The sequence below is a fragment of the Paenibacillus sp. CF384 genome (assembly GCF_900106745.1).
Classification (GTDB): Bacteria; Bacillota; Bacilli; order Paenibacillales; family Paenibacillaceae; genus Paenibacillus_Z.
This window is the reverse complement of the sequence record NZ_FNNV01000001.1, coordinates 1,171,820-1,189,265: the sequence shown is the minus strand read 5'-3', so window position 1 is coordinate 1,189,265 and position 17,446 is coordinate 1,171,820. Positions and strand designations below refer to the sequence as shown.

At 49.9% G+C, this 17,446-nt stretch carries 18 protein-coding genes and 1 tRNA gene; 10 read left to right on the top strand and 9 right to left on the bottom strand.

The features are described from left to right. Positions 1 to 331 precede the first annotated feature (331 nt). Positions 332 to 407: transfer RNA gene (locus BLW29_RS05740), tRNA-Val, on the bottom strand. 191 nt (positions 408 to 598) lie between these two features. Between BLW29_RS05740 and BLW29_RS05735 the strand changes: the two genes are divergently transcribed. Both BLW29_RS05735 and BLW29_RS05730 read left to right on the top strand, forming a co-directional pair. Then, complete coding sequence (locus BLW29_RS05735) at positions 599 to 763, top strand: hypothetical protein (RefSeq protein ID WP_256208370.1); 165 nt, start codon at positions 599 to 601, stop codon at positions 761 to 763. Between the two features lie 453 nt (positions 764 to 1,216). Beyond that, positions 1,217 to 1,483 carry a DUF3892 domain-containing protein gene (locus BLW29_RS05730; RefSeq protein WP_090976995.1) on the top strand — a complete coding sequence of 89 codons (267 nt, stop codon included), beginning with the start codon at positions 1,217 to 1,219 and terminating at the stop codon, positions 1,481 to 1,483. A 74-nt stretch (positions 1,484 to 1,557) separates the two neighbouring features. Here the strand turns inward: BLW29_RS05730 and BLW29_RS05725 are convergent, their stop codons facing one another. Next, positions 1,558 to 2,292 carry an MBL fold metallo-hydrolase gene (locus tag BLW29_RS05725; RefSeq protein ID WP_090976993.1) on the bottom strand — a complete coding sequence of 245 codons (735 nt, stop codon included), beginning with the start codon at positions 2,290 to 2,292 and terminating at the stop codon, positions 1,558 to 1,560. A 172-nt stretch (positions 2,293 to 2,464) separates the two neighbouring features. Here BLW29_RS05725 and BLW29_RS05720 point away from each other — a divergent pair, with 172 nt between their 5' ends. The 3 genes from BLW29_RS05720 (at position 2,465) to BLW29_RS05710 (ending at position 3,806) form a co-directional block, all read left to right on the top strand. After that, complete coding sequence (locus tag BLW29_RS05720) at positions 2,465 to 2,665, top strand: hypothetical protein (protein ID WP_090976991.1); 201 nt, start codon at positions 2,465 to 2,467, stop codon at positions 2,663 to 2,665. 159 nt (positions 2,666 to 2,824) lie between these two features. After that, positions 2,825 to 3,394, top strand: a complete 570-nt coding sequence (locus tag BLW29_RS05715) for a stalk domain-containing protein (protein ID WP_090976989.1) — start codon at positions 2,825 to 2,827, stop codon at positions 3,392 to 3,394. A 112-nt stretch (positions 3,395 to 3,506) separates the two neighbouring features. Beyond that, a complete protein-coding gene (locus BLW29_RS05710) occupies positions 3,507 to 3,806 on the top strand; it encodes a DUF1292 domain-containing protein (RefSeq protein ID WP_090976987.1) in 300 nt (99 codons plus the stop codon). Positions 3,807 to 3,865: 59 nt separating this feature from the next. On the opposite strand, the gene BLW29_RS05705 is transcribed toward BLW29_RS05710, so the two are convergent. Further along, positions 3,866 to 4,285 (bottom strand): DUF1885 family protein, encoded by a 420-nt coding sequence (locus BLW29_RS05705; protein WP_090976985.1) that lies wholly within the window; start codon positions 4,283 to 4,285, stop codon positions 3,866 to 3,868. Positions 4,286 to 4,457: 172 nt separating this feature from the next. Next, positions 4,458 to 5,924 carry an aminotransferase class I/II-fold pyridoxal phosphate-dependent enzyme gene (locus tag BLW29_RS05700; RefSeq protein ID WP_090976982.1) on the bottom strand — a complete coding sequence of 489 codons (1,467 nt, stop codon included), beginning with the start codon at positions 5,922 to 5,924 and terminating at the stop codon, positions 4,458 to 4,460. A gap of 141 nt (positions 5,925 to 6,065) precedes the next feature. On the opposite strand from BLW29_RS05700, the gene BLW29_RS05695 reads away from it, so the two are divergent. Both BLW29_RS05695 and BLW29_RS05690 read left to right on the top strand, forming a co-directional pair. Further along, positions 6,066 to 7,331: an MFS transporter gene (locus BLW29_RS05695; protein WP_090976980.1), complete on the top strand. Its 1,266-nt coding sequence runs from the start codon at positions 6,066 to 6,068 to the stop codon at positions 7,329 to 7,331. An 18-nt stretch (positions 7,332 to 7,349) separates the two neighbouring features. Next, positions 7,350 to 8,552: an MFS transporter gene (locus BLW29_RS05690; protein ID WP_090976978.1), complete on the top strand. Its 1,203-nt coding sequence runs from the start codon at positions 7,350 to 7,352 to the stop codon at positions 8,550 to 8,552. A 69-nt stretch (positions 8,553 to 8,621) separates the two neighbouring features. Here BLW29_RS05690 and BLW29_RS05685 read toward each other — a convergent pair whose 3' ends face one another. The 3 genes from BLW29_RS05685 to BLW29_RS05675 form a co-directional block, all read right to left on the bottom strand. Beyond that, on the bottom strand, positions 8,622 to 9,296 hold the full coding sequence (locus BLW29_RS05685; RefSeq protein ID WP_090976975.1) for a TetR/AcrR family transcriptional regulator: 675 nt from the start codon (positions 9,294 to 9,296) through the stop codon (positions 8,622 to 8,624). Positions 9,297 to 9,369: 73 nt separating this feature from the next. After that, positions 9,370 to 10,392 carry an ABC transporter permease gene (locus BLW29_RS05680; protein WP_090976973.1) on the bottom strand — a complete coding sequence of 341 codons (1,023 nt, stop codon included), beginning with the start codon at positions 10,390 to 10,392 and terminating at the stop codon, positions 9,370 to 9,372. Further along, complete coding sequence (locus BLW29_RS05675; protein WP_090976971.1) at positions 10,389 to 11,141, bottom strand: ABC transporter ATP-binding protein; 753 nt, start codon at positions 11,139 to 11,141, stop codon at positions 10,389 to 10,391. The genes BLW29_RS05680 and BLW29_RS05675 overlap by 4 nt, the downstream gene beginning before the upstream one ends. Before the next feature lie 209 nt (positions 11,142 to 11,350). Between BLW29_RS05675 and BLW29_RS05670 the strand changes: the two genes are divergently transcribed. Next, on the top strand, positions 11,351 to 14,374 hold the full coding sequence (locus BLW29_RS05670; RefSeq protein WP_371264676.1) for an efflux RND transporter permease subunit: 3,024 nt from the start codon (positions 11,351 to 11,353) through the stop codon (positions 14,372 to 14,374). Positions 14,375 to 14,436: 62 nt separating this feature from the next. Here BLW29_RS05670 and BLW29_RS05665 read toward each other — a convergent pair whose 3' ends face one another. Then, entirely contained in the window at positions 14,437 to 15,291 is an 855-nt protein-coding gene (locus BLW29_RS05665; protein ID WP_090976969.1) for a phytanoyl-CoA dioxygenase family protein, read from the bottom strand. Between the two features lie 166 nt (positions 15,292 to 15,457). Between BLW29_RS05665 and BLW29_RS05660 the strand changes: the two genes are divergently transcribed. Further along, the gene (locus BLW29_RS05660; RefSeq protein WP_177186493.1) at positions 15,458 to 16,363 is read left to right on the top strand and encodes a helix-turn-helix domain-containing protein; all 906 of its coding nucleotides are present in this window, start codon (positions 15,458 to 15,460) and stop codon (positions 16,361 to 16,363) included. Positions 16,364 to 16,420: 57 nt separating this feature from the next. Here the strand turns inward: BLW29_RS05660 and BLW29_RS05655 are convergent, their stop codons facing one another. Then, complete coding sequence (locus tag BLW29_RS05655) at positions 16,421 to 17,071, bottom strand: YktB family protein (protein ID WP_090976967.1); 651 nt, start codon at positions 17,069 to 17,071, stop codon at positions 16,421 to 16,423. Positions 17,072 to 17,202: 131 nt separating this feature from the next. Between BLW29_RS05655 and BLW29_RS05650 the strand changes: the two genes are divergently transcribed. Continuing rightward, positions 17,203 to 17,421, top strand: coding sequence for a hypothetical protein (locus BLW29_RS05650; protein ID WP_090976965.1), 219 nt, complete (start codon positions 17,203 to 17,205; stop codon positions 17,419 to 17,421). Positions 17,422 to 17,446: the final 25 nt, after the last annotated feature.

Below are 17,446 nucleotides of genomic sequence, written 5' to 3'. Positions count from 1 at the left end.
ACTAGATCTTCTATGGAAACGAACTCGTAATTCTGTTGTTTATCCCGATTTGAACGTAGCATTTTACAACACCATCCGTTTGTTATTTGTTACTTATATTATACTATATTAACGCGGTGTCGTGTTAAATTATGAGGATATAACAAAGGCTGTCGAGACTTTCTCGACAGCCTGAGAAGGACATAGTCCTTCTTTTTTCTTGACTCTATGTGACGTTCTAATTTTGTTTAATTACATCAACTATCACATCAAGCTTGCTGGAACACAATTGATTCTTCCGAGCACAAACAAAAAGAACCCTTATCTATCAAGGGTTCTACGATTTAAGTTATGGTGATCTGGACAGGGTTCGAACCTGTGACCCCTACCCTGTCAAGATAGTGCTCTCCCAGCTGAGCTACCAGATCATATGGCCTTGCTTCATTAAGTGACAAGAACTAATATATCAAACGGCAAATAAGATGTCAACAAGTTTCCACAAAAAAATAGTCTAATTTACTGTAAACCCGCATAAGGTGTACTCAAGCGCAGCGCGCTCGCCGCGCGAGAGCGCGGAGAGCGCGCGCGCGCTTTTATCAGTGGAGAGGCGGGTTGTCTAGTGGCGGAAGCTGCCCATTTGGCGGTGTGGTTGGTTGGATTGTTCAGTATCGTCGGTACGGTTTGCGTGTGCGTGGCAAAGATGGTGATCCATGATACAGTCGCTTATGATGAAGCATTTGTGTGGAGAAGAAAGCTGCCGCCGGAGCTGAAATCCAAGCGTTAAGTTTGCTTTGGTGACAGCACGGGTATACTATTCCCAACATGGTAATTCGATCCATAGGGAGTGGTATAGCTTGAGGAAAGCAATTGGAGCTGCTCTATGTTTATTGATGTGTTCCGGGTGCTTACAGCAACATGCTTCAGACACGGTCCCGGCCGTCAAGGCTGTCAACCAGGAAAATGTGCTAAGCACGGTTTATCCAACAACGCGATCCGTGTTCGGTGAAGTATATGATTCACCTAACAAACCCAAAGATATGACACCTGCTTTACCGGGTGCGGCGAATTCGCGCCAGCAGAAGCCTCCGCTACGTGAAGAAAACAACCCTTAAATCCGGTCGTGCCCGCGGGGGCACACCGGATTTTTTTGGTTCCGCCTATCCTCGCAGCTGCATAATAGCAGAGAATATCAGCCATCCTACTTGAGCGCCATGCAAGCGCAGAGGAGGAAACAACGATGAACAGTTCAGATAACGAAAGTGTGCAAGCAAGCGGTGCGGCAGCTGAGAGGTTCGTTGCCGCGCAGAAGAATGGCGATGGAGATTTAATGGCATTTAAGACTTCTTCGGGTCGCGTGCTCAATTACGAGCAGGCGCTGGCAGAAGCGAATAACGGCACGATTGCCGGCGTGAACGTATTTAAAGGAAAAGACGGCGAGCATTACATTCGAGGGGATGCGGATGGAGATCCGACCAACAATCTGGATCAACTGCCTAACTTCTAGCTGCCAAGCCAGTCTGAGATAAAGCAACAATAAGCCCGCTGCAATGCAGCGGGCTTATTATCGTTTTTACCTTCTCAGAAGGTGTATCGCTTATGCTGTTCAACAAACCGCATGACGCCATCCCGATCGAGGTCCTTGGGCTTACTGTCATCATAGTGCATGAGCCAGATGCGTTCTTGAATATGGGGAGGAAGCGATTGCAGCTCTTGAAGAGTTGCATGTACGACTCCCGGAGGCTTCAGCTGGCAGTCGTGAAAGATCGTCTGAACCCCATCCTGGACCAGTTGTTCCAGTAGGCCGGGATTAAACCTCATATCCGCCGAATAGAAGAAGTTCTCATTAATGAGGAAGGAGAAACTGAACTTATTCGGAATATGGTCGGTATGTATCGCTTGTACGACGAATCCAGGCAGAAGCTCTGTGCTGACACCTGTCTGGAGCGGGATCACTTCAAAATAATCCTCAAGCGCTGGACATTCATCCTGCAGCAGTCCGCCCTTCAGAGAGCTTTCCCATAAGGAGTTAACCAGTGATTCATGGATAAACAGTTTCGGCTTGCGATTATATATGAACTTCATTTGAAAGGCGAACTCTTCTAAGCCTCCGATATGGTCGGCATGAATATGGCTGATGAGTACGGCATCGATCTCGTCAACGGACTTTCCAAGCTGATGCATAGAGAGCAGCGCTGTTGTGCCGCAATCAAGCAATAGGGTATGGCGATCTGTATAAAATAGTGCATTGTTATTGAAGTAGGTTTTGGCAAATGCACTACCCGTTCCGAGCATTTGAATATCCAATCGGGACATCCTCCCTAAGCTGTACGTTACTATTCAATTTATCATTTCTACATGCAAATGAAAAGGAAAACCTTGCTAATCCGGAATCGCAAGGGAGTGCTTTTCAGCCATGCACACCAGTGCCTATTCATTCATACGATAGCTATGAACGGAATGCGAAGATAGGCAGGTGCGGATCAATATGGCTCCTAAAGGTAAAGTCGTCAAGAAGAAGAAAAGTCCATCGGATCGGAAGCAGGCAGTACTGAAGCTTGTGCTTTCGGACACTTGTGCAGTCTGTAAAACCCCTTGTGCAAGAGGGATGCGTTATTATGAAGGCATGAAGCAGCCGGGAGCAATGGGGAAGGGCGTACCGTGTATTTTGACGCGGACCTACGTATAAAGGCGTCATCCATTTCCCTTAAATATTTCCCAGGCAAGCGCATGTTTCAACATAATATGACAGGTTTTGGTAAGGAAATATTTTTGCGAACTGGCGCAACTTTGGACGACTTGGAGAGTATAACCATACATCCAGATTACGGACGGAGGGTTTGCTACCATGAAGTTCAGAAGACTTCTCATGTTGACGTTGGTGTTGTCGCTGTGGGGCGGCACAATGCTCTTCGCGGATTCCGCTTCTCAGAAGGTGCGGGTTATCGTGAATGGAAATGAGCTCGACGACGCAGGGATTTTTACGGACGGCAAAACATACTTATCAGTTCGCCAAGTAGCCAATACGCTGCAATCCATTGTGTATTGGGATGAAGCATCGAAGAAGGTTACCTTGTATAAGCCTAATGTACACATGTTCTTATTCAAGGATAATACGATCTTCGGTAACGTTCTGAAAGGGAATAAGTTTGCATTCAAAGTGTTTGCCCAGATTGATAACCTTCAAACCGATATTTCTGCTGTAAAGGTAACAATCGAGGATCCGAAGAGTAATGTCACGTTGATCCAATCGGAGAACATTACGATTCAGAAGGATAACTTCTGGTATCGTACGGATGATATCAACTATACCTTCGACGATGTAGGCAAATACACGATTAGATTTTACATGAAAGTAGCCGGCAGCGACGATTGGAAGTTAGTTTCCGAGAAAACAATTACGGCCAAAGCTCAATAAGCATACGCATAGCGCTGCAATCCCACAGGATGCGGCGCTTTCGTTTGACCCTGAGATTGTTCCATGTTACGATACGAAGGAAATGAATCATTAATGGAAATGAGGGTATACAATGAGCGATCACGTGCACGACGAGAATTGCAACCACGATCATGATCACGAAGAACACGTATTCCTTGTCACGGACGAGGAAGGCATTGAGCGTGAGATGGTCATGGTATTTACGTTTGAATCCGAAGAACAAGTGTATTCCGTATTGCTGGACCGCAACGATCCGGAAGCTGACGGCGTTATTTTCCGTATTGAAGAAGAGGACGGCGAAGCATTCCTGGTTGGTATCGAAGATGATGCAGAGTGGGAACGCGTAACGAAGATCTATGAGGAAATCGCAAAGAGCGAGAACGAAGCTTAAGACTGCATAGATGCACAATAGAGAAAACTCCGACGCCGTTATGGCTTCGGAGTTTTGTGTTATTTACGAGGATTATAGTAAATGGTTCTGCCGTTAAACATCGTTAACTCAGCCTTTAAGTGCTTGGCGAAGTATTTGCAAAGCTCATTGGCTTTGGATTTGTCGCCGTGTGTTGCGGTATCCGGGAGCACAACCTGCACATGCGAGATGCTCTGATCACCGGACTCCTGCGTGCCGACTCCGAATAAGATGTAGTTGTACTGCGGCGAAGTGCCTTTCAAGTAGAACCAACGATTCTCTTCGCCCGGCTTCGTTTCAACGGTATAGGGAAAAGCGGATTCGGTGTAGTCCCATCCAAGCTGCTGACCGGTTAACGAGGTCTGTTCCCGGTAGCGGCCAAGCCTTTCCTTCACCTCATCGAGGCTGAGATGTTCAACTGCTGAACCTTGCACGAATTTAATGTAAGCGCTTTGACCCATTAAGCCCACCCCCTCCCACATCATAGCATTCTGAAAAAGGATTGACAATAACCGCCAATAACACGGCCCCGAGAAAAGAAAAGTCCCCAGCCCGATCTTGGTTAGAAGAGTCGGAAGCTGGGGACTTGCTTTCTTACATGGTTGTATAGGAAGCAACCTGTATAGCTGAGTACTACGAAATCGCTTCTTCTTCGAAAATAACTTTGACGAATTGAATGCTGCGATCCTCAGGACCTTTCACCGGCAAGCCGACTTCCACATGATCGGTGATGTAATCGATATTCGTCTGCGAGATGACTTCACCCGGCAGAAGGATCGGAATACCCGGCGGATACACATAGATAAATTCTGCTATGATGCGTCCGGCTGATTCTTTGAACGGGACAACCTCAGTCTGACCGTAGAAGGCTTCACGCGGCGTCAGAGAGAGATGCGGGATTTCCGGAATCTTCACGACAAGCTCGTTGGCTTCGTTTCCTTGATGTTGCTCGGCCAGATCGCGCAGAGCCGTAAGCAGTGTGCCAACGGAGTCGGAAGTATCGCCGGGCGTAACGAGCGCCAGAATGTTATACATATCGCTGAGCTCAACTTCAAGGTTGTAATGCTCGCGCAGCCAGTTCTCGGTCTCGTATCCGGTAATACCGAGGTGGCGGACATGAATAGCCAGTTTCGTCGGATCGTAATCATAGGTTGCTTCGTCCCCGAGAATTTCTTCTCCGATACAATATAAGCCAGGCATCTTGTTAATCTCAGCACGTGCAAGCTGAGCAAGAGAAATGGCCTTCTCTGCAATATCATGACCGTTAATGGCCAGGTTGCGCCGCGATGTATCCAGCGAGGACAACAGGATGTAAGATGTCGATGTTGTCGTCAGCATACTGATAATCGTTTGTACGCGCTGTGCATTGATTCGGCCGCTCTTCACATTCAGAACCGAGCTTTGCGTCATGGAACCGCCCAGCTTATGAACGCTTGTTGCCGCCATATCGGCGCCGGCCTGCATGGCAGACATCGGCAGCTTCTCATGGAAATGAATGAGCACGCCATGTGCTTCGTCTACGAGTACAGGAATGTCATAGCTATGTACAAGCTCGACGATTTCCTTCAGATCTGCGCAGATACCATAATAAGTCGGGTTAATGACGAGAACAGCCTTTGCATCATGGTGACGATCCAGTGCGCGTTTCACGGAACGCGTCGTAATGCCGTGATCGATCCCGAGATTGGAATCACGAGCCGGCGAGATAAAGACAGGACGCGCACCGGCAAAAATAATGGCCGACATAATGGATTTGTGAACATTACGCGGTACGATGATTTTGTCGCCTGGGTTACAGACCGTCAAGATCATCGTCATAATGGCGCCGCTTGTTCCTTGTACCGAAAAAAAGGTATAATCAGCTCCGAAAGCATCGGCTGCCAGTTTCTGGGCTTCTTGAATGACGCCGGTCGGTTGGTGCAAATCATCGAGCGGAGCAATATTTATAAGGTCGATCGACAACGCATTGTCTCCAATAAACTCGCGAAACTCAGCGTCGCTCCCTACTCCTTTTTTGTGTCCGGGAATGTGAAATTGTACAGGGTTGTTGGCCGCGTGAGTACGCAATGCGCTAAACAGCGGAGTCCGGGTATGATCCATAGCATTCATCCCAGCCTTTCGTGTGGATTGTAACAAACAAAGTTGAGTATAGCAAAACTAGGGGGGATTGCAAGCAACATTTTTGTTGAGACTAGAGTCTACATAGCCAGCACGATTAATGAGCAGAAAAGGGGAGCGAACATGAGTATCGGTAAGGGCTGGGCAGGAAAAAAGGTTTTGTCGTCACCATTCGTCGTCCAGCTGCTCATCATTATGTATTTGGTTGAATTCGTGAAGGGTGCTCTGCTCGTCTCGATTCTCCCTGTTTATATGAGGGAAGTGCTCCATTTATCTGCGTATGCGGTAGGCTGGGCACTTGCTCTGCAATATATCGGCGATAACGCGTTTCGCAGTCCGCTTGGCTGGATTATCGACCGCATTGGATACCGCTACGTCATGCTATTCGGCGTCTTGTTCACAAGTGCGTCGGTGCTGATCGTTTCCTATTTGCACGGAATGGGCTGGATCGTCGTGGCTTGTCTGCTGCTCGGAATCGGAACTTCACCGCTATGGCCATGCGTCATCAATGGAGCAACTACTGTGGCCGGCAATGAGTCGAGCGGCACGATCATGAGTGTTGTTTACATGGCATGGTTGACGGGCGTCGGCTGCGGCCCGATCGTTATTAATTTCTTCATCACACATACCTATGCACCTGCCTTTCGGATATTAATTGGAATGATGGTTGTCGTCATCATCGTTGCGCTGCTGCTGCCAGGGAAGAAACGGTCGATGGAGCTGGAAAATCGAGAAGAAGCGCCGGTTGCTGCAGCTTCTGAAACCGCTCATGAGCAGGTATCGATGCGGGAGCGGGTACGCAGATATTTTGCCAAGGTGAGCAGTTCTTTACATGCAAGTAAGCTGCTGTATCCGGCGATGTTTACGCAGAATTTTGCGCTGGGGCTGCTTACGCCTGTTCTGACGCAATACGCACGTACTGTCCTGCACCTAACTCCGCAACAGTACAGCATGTATCTTGTTGCAGGTGGTGCGGTAACGGTGATCGGGCTAATTCCGGTCGGCAAATGGGTCGATCGTTTCGGCACGAAGTGGTTTCTTCATGTCGGATTTCTGATGGCGGCAATTTCGTTGTCCGTTCTCGGTTACACACGCAATTTACCGCTAGTTCTGCTCATCGTGGCGTTTGTCGGTCTGGGCTATGCCTGCATTATCCCGGCTTGGAACGCACTGATTGCTCAAGCAATTCCCAAATCGGAACGTGGAGCGGTATGGGGATTCTTCCTCACAATTGAAGGCCTTGGCATGGTGTTTGGCAGCATTATGTCCGGCAAGCTATGGGATATGCTCGGTCCTCATTCTCCTTTTCTGGTCAGCGGAGCCGTTCTGCTTCTCTTGTTTGTTCTTCATTTGTTCATAACAAGACATAAAGCAGATGTGGTAACATGATGGGGTGGAGGGAACAAAATGACACAAAACAAAGACAAACGACTTGGCATAGTAATGGTCATGCTTATTACGACATTTATCGGGTTTGGGATTATTATTCCGGTTTTGCCGGAGCTTATTAAGAAAGCGAGTCCGGGCTCGGTAGAATTTCATACCGGCATGATGCTTTCCGTGTATTCCGCGGTATCCTTTCTGCTTTCGCCGCTATGGGGCGGACTGTCCGATCGTATCGGACGTCGTCCGGTTATACTTACGGGCGTGCTCGGCTTTGCGGCCAGCTTCCTATTATTCGGTATCGCAGACGGAAGTCTGCCGATTATGTATGCATCGCGGCTGCTCGGCGGGTTGTTCTCGGGAGCTGTCACGTCCGTTATCGTCGCTTATGTTGCGGATATAACGCCGCCGGAGCAGCGGACACGCGGAATGGGGCTTGTCGGCATGTCGATCGGCCTTGGCTTTACGATCGGACCCGGCTTCGGCGGTTTGCTGAGTCTCGTCTCGCAGAACACGCCATTCTTCGCGGCAGCGGCACTCGCACTCGTCACATTCCTAATCGCGGTCACGAAGCTGCCGGAATCGCTGACGCCTGAGATGAGGCAAGCGGCAGGGGAAGTGAAGCCTTCGCGCTGGAGTGCTTTTACAGGCTCGGTCAAATACTTATATGTACTCGCGCTGATTGTATCCTTATCGCTCGCGGGGCTTGAAGCGACGCTGCAGCTGTTCGGGATGAAGCGATTCGATGTCACTCCCCTGCAAGTAGGCGTGATGTTCCTCGTTTGCGGTCTCGTCGGCGCACTGGTTCAAGGCGGAATCGTCCGCAGACGGATTCGCAAAGGCCAAGAGCCGATGTATATTACGGCCGGCCTGATAATTTCCGCTGTTGGTTTCCTTCTCTTGGTTACATCGCACTCGCTGCTCAGCTCGACGATTTACCTCGCGATCTTCGGAATCGGCAACGCGTTAATTCGTCCGTGCGTGACATCGTTGATTACGCAGAAGACAACCGTCGGACAAGGTGTCGCATCAGGCTTGAGCTCGTCCATGGACAGCTTGGGACGGATTATCGGCCCGCTGTTCGGAGCGTTCCTCTTCACGGTAGACTTGACGCTTCCTTATGTAGCTGGCGGATTGTTGTCGCTAGCGGCGCTTACGCTGCTGCTGCGATTCCGGTTGCTGGACAGTTCATCGGTAGAACAAACGAAATCGGTATCCCAACGATAAAAATGAAAGCACCTGCATCAGAACGCCGCTACGGCATAACTGAGGCAGGTGCTTTTTGCATGTCACAAGTTATTTGGTGATGCCGAGACCGCGCATGATGAACGACACCGTTTCCTCGCGTTCTCGCTCATCATCCCACACGGCGTCCTTACGTTCCGCATAGAACGTTCGTACTGCAACATAGCCCATGATGGTTGAAATGCTCAGTCTTACGACAGTCATCGAAGGCAAATCAACCATTTGCCCCTTCGCTTGAAATTGCGTCACGAGCTTCTGAAGACGGCTGAGCACCTTCCCGAGCACATCCCGTTGAAAATGCTCCTGCAGCTCCGGGTGAAACGGAATCTCCTGCATGAGAATCCGCAAGATGTTGCGATGCTTCGAAATGAACTCGATCCGATTCTCAATCATTGCGCGAATAACGCCTTCGTAACTCTCGTAGTCAGCATCGAGCACTTTATTGAAGCCGCGCAGGACGAAGGGGGCAATCAGCTTCGTCATCGCAGGCGCCACAATCGAGAGCAGCAAATCCTTCTTGGTCTTGTAATGCCGGAATATGGTACCTTCCGCGACTCCGGCACGCTGCGCAATCTCGCTGGTCGAAGAGCCTGCGAAACCTTTCTCGGCGAAGATCTCAATGGCGGATTGTAAAATTTTCACCTGCTTCTCGGTCATCTTCTCTCCGCCGCTGTCGTTTCGGAGCAGCTCTTCCACCCATTGTTCCATCGTTTCATTCCCATTCATCACGGACAACTCCTTCATGCCATCACCACGTTCAATTCGTTAATCTTGATGATATCACAGAAGTGTGATCGGATTAAATGGCACGGTGTTTCTTTAGCGCAAGGACGTTCAGCAGGGCAAAGACAGTCGAGAACCCTACGAGCACGTAGACATCCAGCTGAATATCGCTCCAGCCCTCGCCTCGAATCATAATGCCACGCATTGCATCTGCGCCGTAATAGAGCGGCATGATGGTACTTAGCTTCTGCAGCCAAGGTGCCATGGAATCCAAGTTGAACAAACCCGAGAAGAAGACTTGAGGCACGACTACGAGCGGAATGAACTGGATGATCTGAAACTCGTTGCTTGCAAAAGAAGACAAGAGCGTTCCGAGCGTCAGTGCGGTTAACGATAACAGCAGGTTCATCATGAGCACCAGCCAGATGGACCCATCCATATAGAGGCCAAGGACGTTAATGGCAAACCATGCAATCAACGCTGCTTGAAGCAGTGTGAATAACCCGAAGCCGGATAAATAGCCGAGTACGACTTCCGAGCGCCGAATCGGCGTAGCCAGCAGACGCTCCAATGTGCCGCTTGTTCGTTCTCTGAGGAAGGATACGCCTGCCAGCATGAAGACGAAGAAGAACGAGAAGAAGCCGATCAACACAGGCCCGAAGGAATCGAAGGAAGCCATGTCCTCGCTGCCGTGCAAATACGTAATCGAGGGCTGAACTGCAGGCATATCAGCACCCATCATGCGCTGCAGCAGGAGCAGCACCATTTTACTTGAAGCAGGATCGCTTCCTTCCAGGGTAATCGCAGGTTTTCCTCCTCCGCCAAGCGAAAGCACCGCGTCCAGATCTCCGTCTTGGAGTGCCTGCTCAGCTGCTGCAGCGGTATCGTAAGTCGTTACTTCAGCATCGGCCTTCTCCAGCCGTTCGACCAACGCGGCCGGGATTTGTACGGCGCCGATCTGAGGTTCTACCGTGTTGCCGTTAAATACAAGCTTCATTAACGTAAGAATAAGCAGAGGGGCTAGAAACAGGAGTGCCAGCGTCCGCTTGTCGCGAACAAATTGGCGGATGATTCGAATCGCAAGCGCTCTGATCCTCATTCGCGAACACCTCCGCCATATACGATAAAAGCTTCTTCAATCGTAGAGCTGCCGCTGCTTGCCTTGATCGCTTCCGGAGTCCCGAGTGCAGTCAACTTGCCGTCTCGGATGAGTCCAAGACGATCGCATTTGTCTGCTTCATCCATGACATGCGTCGTAAGGACAATCGTTGTACCTCGTTTGCGCATGTCGCCAAGCTCCTTCCAAATCGATTGCCGCAATACGGGGTCGATGCCGACCGTAGGCTCATCGAGAACGAGCAGCTCCGGCTCATGCAGCAAGGAGAGGGCTAGCGACAAGCGCCGCTTCATCCCGCCGGAATAAGCAGCGACGGTCTGGTTCAGATCATCTTGGAGATTGACGATTGTCATCGCAGCTTCGATCCGCTGCATCATGCGCGGACCTTTAAGACCGTACAAGGCTGCGAAGAACGTCAAATTCTCTTTGGCTGTAAGCTCGTTATACAACGCATCCGACTGCGCCATATAGCCAAAGCGCTGAAGCATCGACAGCTTCGGCATCTGTTCGCCCAGCATGTAGACAGAACCGCCGTCGGCTTTGTCTATACCGGTGATGAGCTTGATCAGCGTAGTTTTGCCGGAGCCGGAAGGACCAAGCAGGCCGAACAATTCGCCGCGTTCTACTTGCAATGAGATGTCGTCCAGAACGGTTTTGCTGCCGAAACGTCGTGTAACAGAGCGCACATCGACGACCGGAGCGGGAGAAGCTGAGGTTGATAAATTAGTCATTAGGGCTCACATCCTCGTTAGAAAATGAGTGATTACTCACATTTATTTTACCGCTCCCACCCTCTAACTGTAAAGTGAGTAATCACTCATTTTGTCCGAAGTCGTACTTCCGCCTCCGTCTTAGGTCGGGGATAAATACTGGTCTACAGACGTTTACATCCCCTATTGGAAAAAGGTATTCTTTAACAAGGAGTTCTGAGGAGAACCATATGAAAGGGGAAAAGGTAGAAATGCAGTTTATTACCAAATGGGCTTTTAACAATAAGGCCGCTATGAAACTCGTAGTGCTAATGGCACTCGTGATGGGGGTAATCAGTTACTACAGGCTTCCGATGGAGTTCTTGCCTGAAGCTGATAATCCGATGGTTACGATTGCAGCGATCGGACCTGGTTATGATGCCAAATCGATGGAGACCGGCGTTACAGCCAAATTGGAGGAAGCGGTACAGTTCGTGAAAGGCAAGAGCCTCATGACGTCATCTTCCGGTAACGGATTCTCCAAAATCGACTTAGCTTTCGATTCCAAAACAAACATGAAAGAAGCCAAAGCGGAGGTTGAAGCTGCGATTCGCTCGGTTCAATTGCCGGAGCGCGTTATGCCTCCGTACGTTGTACAATTCAACACATCCATGATTCCAATCTCTTGGGTATCGATTAACTTAGATGGTGTAGCGGAGAAAGACCGCGAGAAAATGGAGAAAGACCTGATTAACGCCTTTAAGAAAGTAGATGGCGCAGGTGATGTGTCGCTAGGCGGCAAATCGAACCCGAATATCTCCGTTATTCCGGATTCGGCTAAGCTGGCAGAGAAAGGCGTTCCGTTCGCGTCTCTTATGGGCGTGCTTCAAGGCCGCGGCGTTGCGGCATCCATCGGCGAGAAAACAATCGATGGCGCATCCGGCAACATCAATGTGGAAGCGGCAATTAGCGATCTGGATACGCTCCGCAAGCTGCCGGTCGCAGCAGGCGTAACACTTGGCGATGTTGCTAAAGTGGAAGCTCAAACGGAACAAGAGAGCATCAGCAGCCTGGATGGCAAGAATGTCCTCATGCTCACGATTTCCAAAACGGCGGATGCCAATGCCGTTAAAGTCGGCGACGGCGTGAACGCCGAAGTAGAGCGTCTTAACAAGGATATGAAAGGCGTCGAAATCAAAGTACTGTCGAGCACATCGGAGCAAGTTGTGCATTCCGTAAACTCGATGCTTCGCGAAGTATTGATGGGCGCGCTGTTCGCAACAATCGTAATCCTGCTGTTCATGCGTAATTTGAGAGCTACGCTTGTGACAATCGTATCGATCCCGCTCTCGCTTGGCATTACCCTTTACTTGCTGCAAGTATCCGGCGTAACGCTTAACATTATTACGCTCGGCGGTGTTGCGGTTGCGGTTGGCCGTCTCGTGGATGACAGTATCGTCGTCATCGAGAACATCTACCGCCGCTTGCAGAAAGAAACGTTCTCGGTTGGTCTTGTCATGGACGCAACGAAAGAAGTGGCAACGGCGATTACGTCTTCCACGCTCGTAACGGTAGCCGTCTTCCTGCCAATGGGACTGCTGCGCGGTTCGCTTCAAGCGTTCCTGCTGCCATTCGCATTAACCGTAACGTACTCGCTTCTGGCATCCTTACTGGTTGCTCTAACCGTAGTGCCTATTCTAAGCGCGGTGCTGCTGCGTAACACGAAGATGAAGGAGCACGAAGGCTCCAAACGTTTTGCCAATTTCTTAAGCTGGAACTTGCAGCATAAATGGGTTCCGCTTGTCATTGCCGTCCTGCTGCTTGTTGGTTCTGTTGGTGCTTACATGTCGATGCCTAAAGGGGCGATTGATTCCTCCAACGCCGCAAACTTATCCGTAACGTTGGAATATTCCAGCGATACACCGACGGATAAAGTAATCGCAGAAGGTCGCAAGCTTGAAACATTCTTGAACGATCGCAACGATATTGACTGGGTTCTCATGCAGAACGGTAACAGCGCAGATGGAGCGCAATACGGTGAGGTAACTTCCCCTACCCTGGTTACGTACTTGGTTGATATGAAGGAAGGCGCGGATGCCGAGAAGCTGATTAATGATGTGAAAGGTCAGCGTTCCTCCTATCCGGGAGCCGATCTGAATGCGGGCGCAATGGATTTTGCCGGCGGCGGAAGCTCCACTCAGGTTGTAGTTGACGTATCCGGCGATGATCTGGATGCGATCTCCAAAGGTGCAGATCAAGTAATGGCTGCCATTAAACCGGTCAAAGATGTCATTAAAGTGAAATCGAATCAAGAGCAAATGAAACCTGTATACACGTTCCAAGTGGATCCGTTGAAATCGAGCGGCCAAGAGGTTGCTCAGCAGCTTCAAGGGATGATGAATCCAATTCCACTGGGTACAGTGAATATCGATGATCGTACAACGAACGTCATTCTTCAACCGCTTGCGGATCCGAAATCGGAGAATGACCTGAACGAGCTGACCGTTATGACAGCACAAGGCCCTGCTAAGGTGTCTACAGTGGCTAAGCTTGTGAAGAGCGAACAGCCAAGCGTATTCTATCATAAAGACGGCAAAGCTTATGTTCGTGTAACGGCTGACGTCGATCCTAGCCAATTGTCGATCGTAGGTAAAGAAATTACGAAGCAAGTGAATGCTCTTAAAGCAGCTGATGGTGTAACGTTCACCGTTGGCGGTGCATCTGCAGATCAATCGGCAGACTTCGCGGATCTGGGTATTATCATGCTGGTTGCGATCGGTATCGTATACTTGATCATGGTAGTCACATTCAAAACATTGCGTGCGCCGCTTGCTATTCTGTGCTCGCTTCCGCTTGCAGCAATCGGAGCAGTCGTAGCCTTGCTCGTATCGAACGTATCGCCTGACTTTACGGCGGTGTTCGGAGCACTCATGCTCGTCGGTATCGTGGTCACGAACGCGATCGTTCTCATTGACCGCGTGAAACAGAACGAACAACGGATGGGTATCCGCGAAGCATTGGTAGAAGCAGCAGTAACGCGTGCTCGCCCAATTCTCATGACGGCAATCGCAACGATCTCGGCTATGCTGCCGCTCGTCTTCGGTTCATCCGAGAGCGGAAGCATCGTATCCCAAAGCTTAGCAATCGTGGTTATCGGCGGTTTGGCTGCAGCAACATTGCTTACACTGCTGATTATCCCTTGTATCTATGAGCTCTTCTTCTTCCGTAAAGCGAAACGCCAACGCGTGGCTGCTAAGAAAGCAGTAGCTGCTTAATCAAGGAATTCATGAAAAAAGCCTTACGTCCATCATGGACGTAAGGCTTTTTCTCGATTCTATCAATAACTCCCGGCAGGAATTGCCGTCCACTGGCTCAGCCATTTCTCATAGGATGCTTCACTCGATGGCTGCATAGGGCTTCTGGCAATGAAGCCTTGTGCTTTGCCGCTTTCAGTTGCGACCGCAGTCGCTTCATAACGGATATCCATGGACCAGCGTACGGCGTCCGATTGGTTAGGCAGTGCTCGGTGGGGGAGGAGCTGAGTGAAACAGAGGGCGTCGCCGCGCTGCATCTCTACGGATAGTGCGGTAAGCTTAGCGGCATCCTCGCGTTTAAGCCCCAGAAAGTTCGTCTCCTCGTCGATAACGCCATCGAGCAGCGTCCGGTCGAAGAAACCAGGCGCGATCTGCAGACAGCTGTTAAATTCGGTTACACGCTGCAGAGGCATCCATATGGATACGACGTGAGTGTTCTCGGCGTCGCGGTAGTATTGAGCATCCTGATGCCATGGTGTATCCGTCCACTTCTGGTCCGGCAGCTTCGGTCTGGCATTGAATATGCCGTGAACGGAAACGTCTTCTGTTTCCAGCAGCTGCTGCGCAATATCGAGCAGCGCAGGATCTTTCAAGAAGTTGTACATGTCCCTGCCCACGAGGTCGCGGCGAGGGCTTCGGCCATACTTGGGCTTCCCCGCGTCATGCCAGATTTGAACAAGCCGGTGCTGAAAGTCCAGCTCTTGTTTCTTATCGGTAATCAGCTTCTGTTCAGACCAAGCTTCCACAAGATCATCGACCCATTTGCTAATGATCCGTTCTGCCAGCAGCAGCGCTTGCTCAGGCACTACATTGGGCAGATGAACATAATGATGGCGTTTATAAAATTCTAGCTGTTCTTCATTTAGACGAACCTGCATGGTTACTTCTCTCCTCAGCGCTTGATAAACCTATTGTACGGTCATGGAAGGCGAAGAGACTATGGCGATAACACGTTACAATTTAACCATTTGTCGTTAAAATGAAGAGTGTAAGCACTGAATAAGGCAGTGAATTGATCATTATGCGATGAAGAGGTCGATTGCCATGGTTATTCCATTTCACTATCGTATGCTGCGCAGCGTACTTGCTGTCGCCGATTGCCATTTAAGAGAAGTCGATGCCGGATGGTCCTATCAGCTCCATGAGCACAGCGGGTATGAGCTTCTTCACTGCTATAGCGGGCAGCTGACAGAGTGGATTCACGGTGATCCTGTGGTGATGTCTGCGGGGGAGTGGCTGCTCATTGGTCCAGGGGTCAAACACAGTACGATTAATGAATCAAACCTTGGCTTCGTCTATTTCTCCGTCCATTTCGGCATCGAAGATCCGGAGCTGACCCACGCACTGAAGGATATGAACTATGTTCATCTGTCACAGCGAATCGAACGATTGCAGGAGGAGTTCGCTGATCTTCTCGGATATATCAAGCGCAATCAACCATCTGAAACTGACACCTTGCATGCTCCGCCAACCGTGAATGTTGATAGCTATGACGTACTCGCAAAGTACAACGTTCAACTCTCTATTCAGTCGTTGGTACTGCATGCTGTAGAACTGGCTATGAAGCAGGCGGGCAACGGCGTGCAAGCGAGTCGCAAACGCCTTCATGCCTCCGAGGTCGAGCTGGCTCATGTCATTCAACAGAAGCTAATTGAAGCGGTATATACCGATTTGGAAATTAATCAAATTGCGAAGCAATTATTCATAAGCAGAAGTCATTGTAACGAGGTATTCAAGAAGGTGTATGGCATTGCTCCAAAACGCTTCTTGGGTGTGATGAAACAACGCAAAGCGGAGGAGCTGCTGGTGCAATCCAGGCATGCCGTAGAGTCGATCGGTGAGATGCTTGGTTTTGCCTCTTTAAGCGCATTCAGCAGGCAGTTCAAGCGATGGACTACCTTATCGCCGCAGGAGTATCGATTAGGCCGCAGAAGAAGCGAGAAGGGCTGACTCCGTTATGTTCGAGACGAACAAGTGGAGTCAGCCCTTTAGCTAAATTGAACCTGATTAGAAGGACATTTTATAAAGCGGCAGTACAGTCGTGAATGTTTCCTTCACTTTATGAATGAATGCGTCACCGTCGAGCAGTAGAGGGTCGTTGCGGTCGATAATGATGCCGCAGAGCGCCTCGGACGCTTTCACCGTACGAAGACGCTCGAACAGCTGAACAAGGCCGTCAGCGCCAAGCTCGGCTTGCGTATCGCCGCCTGGCACCATATGGTTGCCGGACCATACATAATGGGCAGGGATATGTTTGGCAATGTCGTCCAATTGGTTCAGCGCGTGCTCGGCAAACACCGACTTGTTGTCCGACTCGTAAATAATGGCAAATTGCACGAAGAGATGCGAGCCAAACAGTCCGATTTGGAAATGCGGGAACATTTTATAACCACGCTTGCCCGGGGCGAAAGCAATCCAAGTATCATTCGGCGGATTAATCGTTCTGCGTGCATGTTTGGCAACGTGAGGGAACATCGGCTCCCCGCACAGCTCCGTTAAGAAAGGCGACAACCGCTCGCCTAGCTCGTGCAGCTTCGGCCGGATCCGTTCAATTAATAACGACATGCGGGCTTCTAGGCCCGGGACCTCGAATACATCAAAATCTGTTGCGGAAAAGCCTGGGAATACAGCGGCCTCCGAAGTTGCTTGCAGCACCATTTCATTCATCATCCTTTTCAATTATTGCCGTTTCTTCATGATAATCGCAGCCGCCGATGTTTGCAATCTCGCTCGGATTCCGTTAGTCTACTCTAGTATGCATAAGCGAAAGGTTAGGAGAGGTAACAGGCATGTGGCAGCAATTGTGGTTTTTAACCAATATGGTATTTGTAACGCTCGCAATCGTATTTTTATTCGTGCACCGTTCCGTTACGCTGGCCAAGCAACAGCCGGATGTAAGGCGGATTATGAAAGCCAAGAAGGTTCGAATGGTTGTAGGGATTTTTACTATTCTAGCATTTATCGGAATGGCTTCTTTATTCTTAATTAACATGCGAGTAAATGGTTAAACGACGATTCCGCAGATGTGTCTAA

What these genes read in the sequence shown, in the direction of transcription:
- BLW29_RS05685 (WP_090976975.1), bottom strand. Translation starts at nt 9,296, where the DNA reads ATGAATGGGAATGAAACGATGGAACAATGGGTGGAAGAGCTGCTCCGA.
- BLW29_RS05665 (WP_090976969.1), bottom strand. Translation starts at nt 15,291, where the DNA reads ATGCAGGTTCGTCTAAATGAAGAACAGCTAGAATTTTATAAACGCCAT.
- BLW29_RS05715 (WP_090976989.1), top strand. Translation starts at nt 2,825, where the DNA reads ATGAAGTTCAGAAGACTTCTCATGTTGACGTTGGTGTTGTCGCTGTGG.
- BLW29_RS05700 (WP_090976982.1), bottom strand. Translation starts at nt 5,924, where the DNA reads ATGGATCATACCCGGACTCCGCTGTTTAGCGCATTGCGTACTCACGCG.
- BLW29_RS05680 (WP_090976973.1), bottom strand. Translation starts at nt 10,392, where the DNA reads ATGAGGATCAGAGCGCTTGCGATTCGAATCATCCGCCAATTTGTTCGC.
- BLW29_RS05705 (WP_090976985.1), bottom strand. Translation starts at nt 4,285, where the DNA reads ATGGGTCAAAGCGCTTACATTAAATTCGTGCAAGGTTCAGCAGTTGAA.
- BLW29_RS05655 (WP_090976967.1), bottom strand. Translation starts at nt 17,071, where the DNA reads ATGGTGCTGCAAGCAACTTCGGAGGCCGCTGTATTCCCAGGCTTTTCC.
- BLW29_RS05670 (WP_371264676.1), top strand. Translation starts at nt 11,351, where the DNA reads ATGAAAGGGGAAAAGGTAGAAATGCAGTTTATTACCAAATGGGCTTTT.
- BLW29_RS05675 (WP_090976971.1), bottom strand. Translation starts at nt 11,141, where the DNA reads ATGACTAATTTATCAACCTCAGCTTCTCCCGCTCCGGTCGTCGATGTG.
- BLW29_RS05690 (WP_090976978.1), top strand. Translation starts at nt 7,350, where the DNA reads ATGACACAAAACAAAGACAAACGACTTGGCATAGTAATGGTCATGCTT.
- BLW29_RS05650 (WP_090976965.1), top strand. Translation starts at nt 17,203, where the DNA reads ATGTGGCAGCAATTGTGGTTTTTAACCAATATGGTATTTGTAACGCTC.
- BLW29_RS05710 (WP_090976987.1), top strand. Translation starts at nt 3,507, where the DNA reads ATGAGCGATCACGTGCACGACGAGAATTGCAACCACGATCATGATCAC.
- BLW29_RS05695 (WP_090976980.1), top strand. Translation starts at nt 6,066, where the DNA reads ATGAGTATCGGTAAGGGCTGGGCAGGAAAAAAGGTTTTGTCGTCACCA.
- BLW29_RS05730 (WP_090976995.1), top strand. Translation starts at nt 1,217, where the DNA reads ATGAACAGTTCAGATAACGAAAGTGTGCAAGCAAGCGGTGCGGCAGCT.
- BLW29_RS05660 (WP_177186493.1), top strand. Translation starts at nt 15,458, where the DNA reads ATGGTTATTCCATTTCACTATCGTATGCTGCGCAGCGTACTTGCTGTC.
- BLW29_RS05725 (WP_090976993.1), bottom strand. Translation starts at nt 2,292, where the DNA reads ATGTCCCGATTGGATATTCAAATGCTCGGAACGGGTAGTGCATTTGCC.
- BLW29_RS05720 (WP_090976991.1), top strand. Translation starts at nt 2,465, where the DNA reads ATGGCTCCTAAAGGTAAAGTCGTCAAGAAGAAGAAAAGTCCATCGGAT.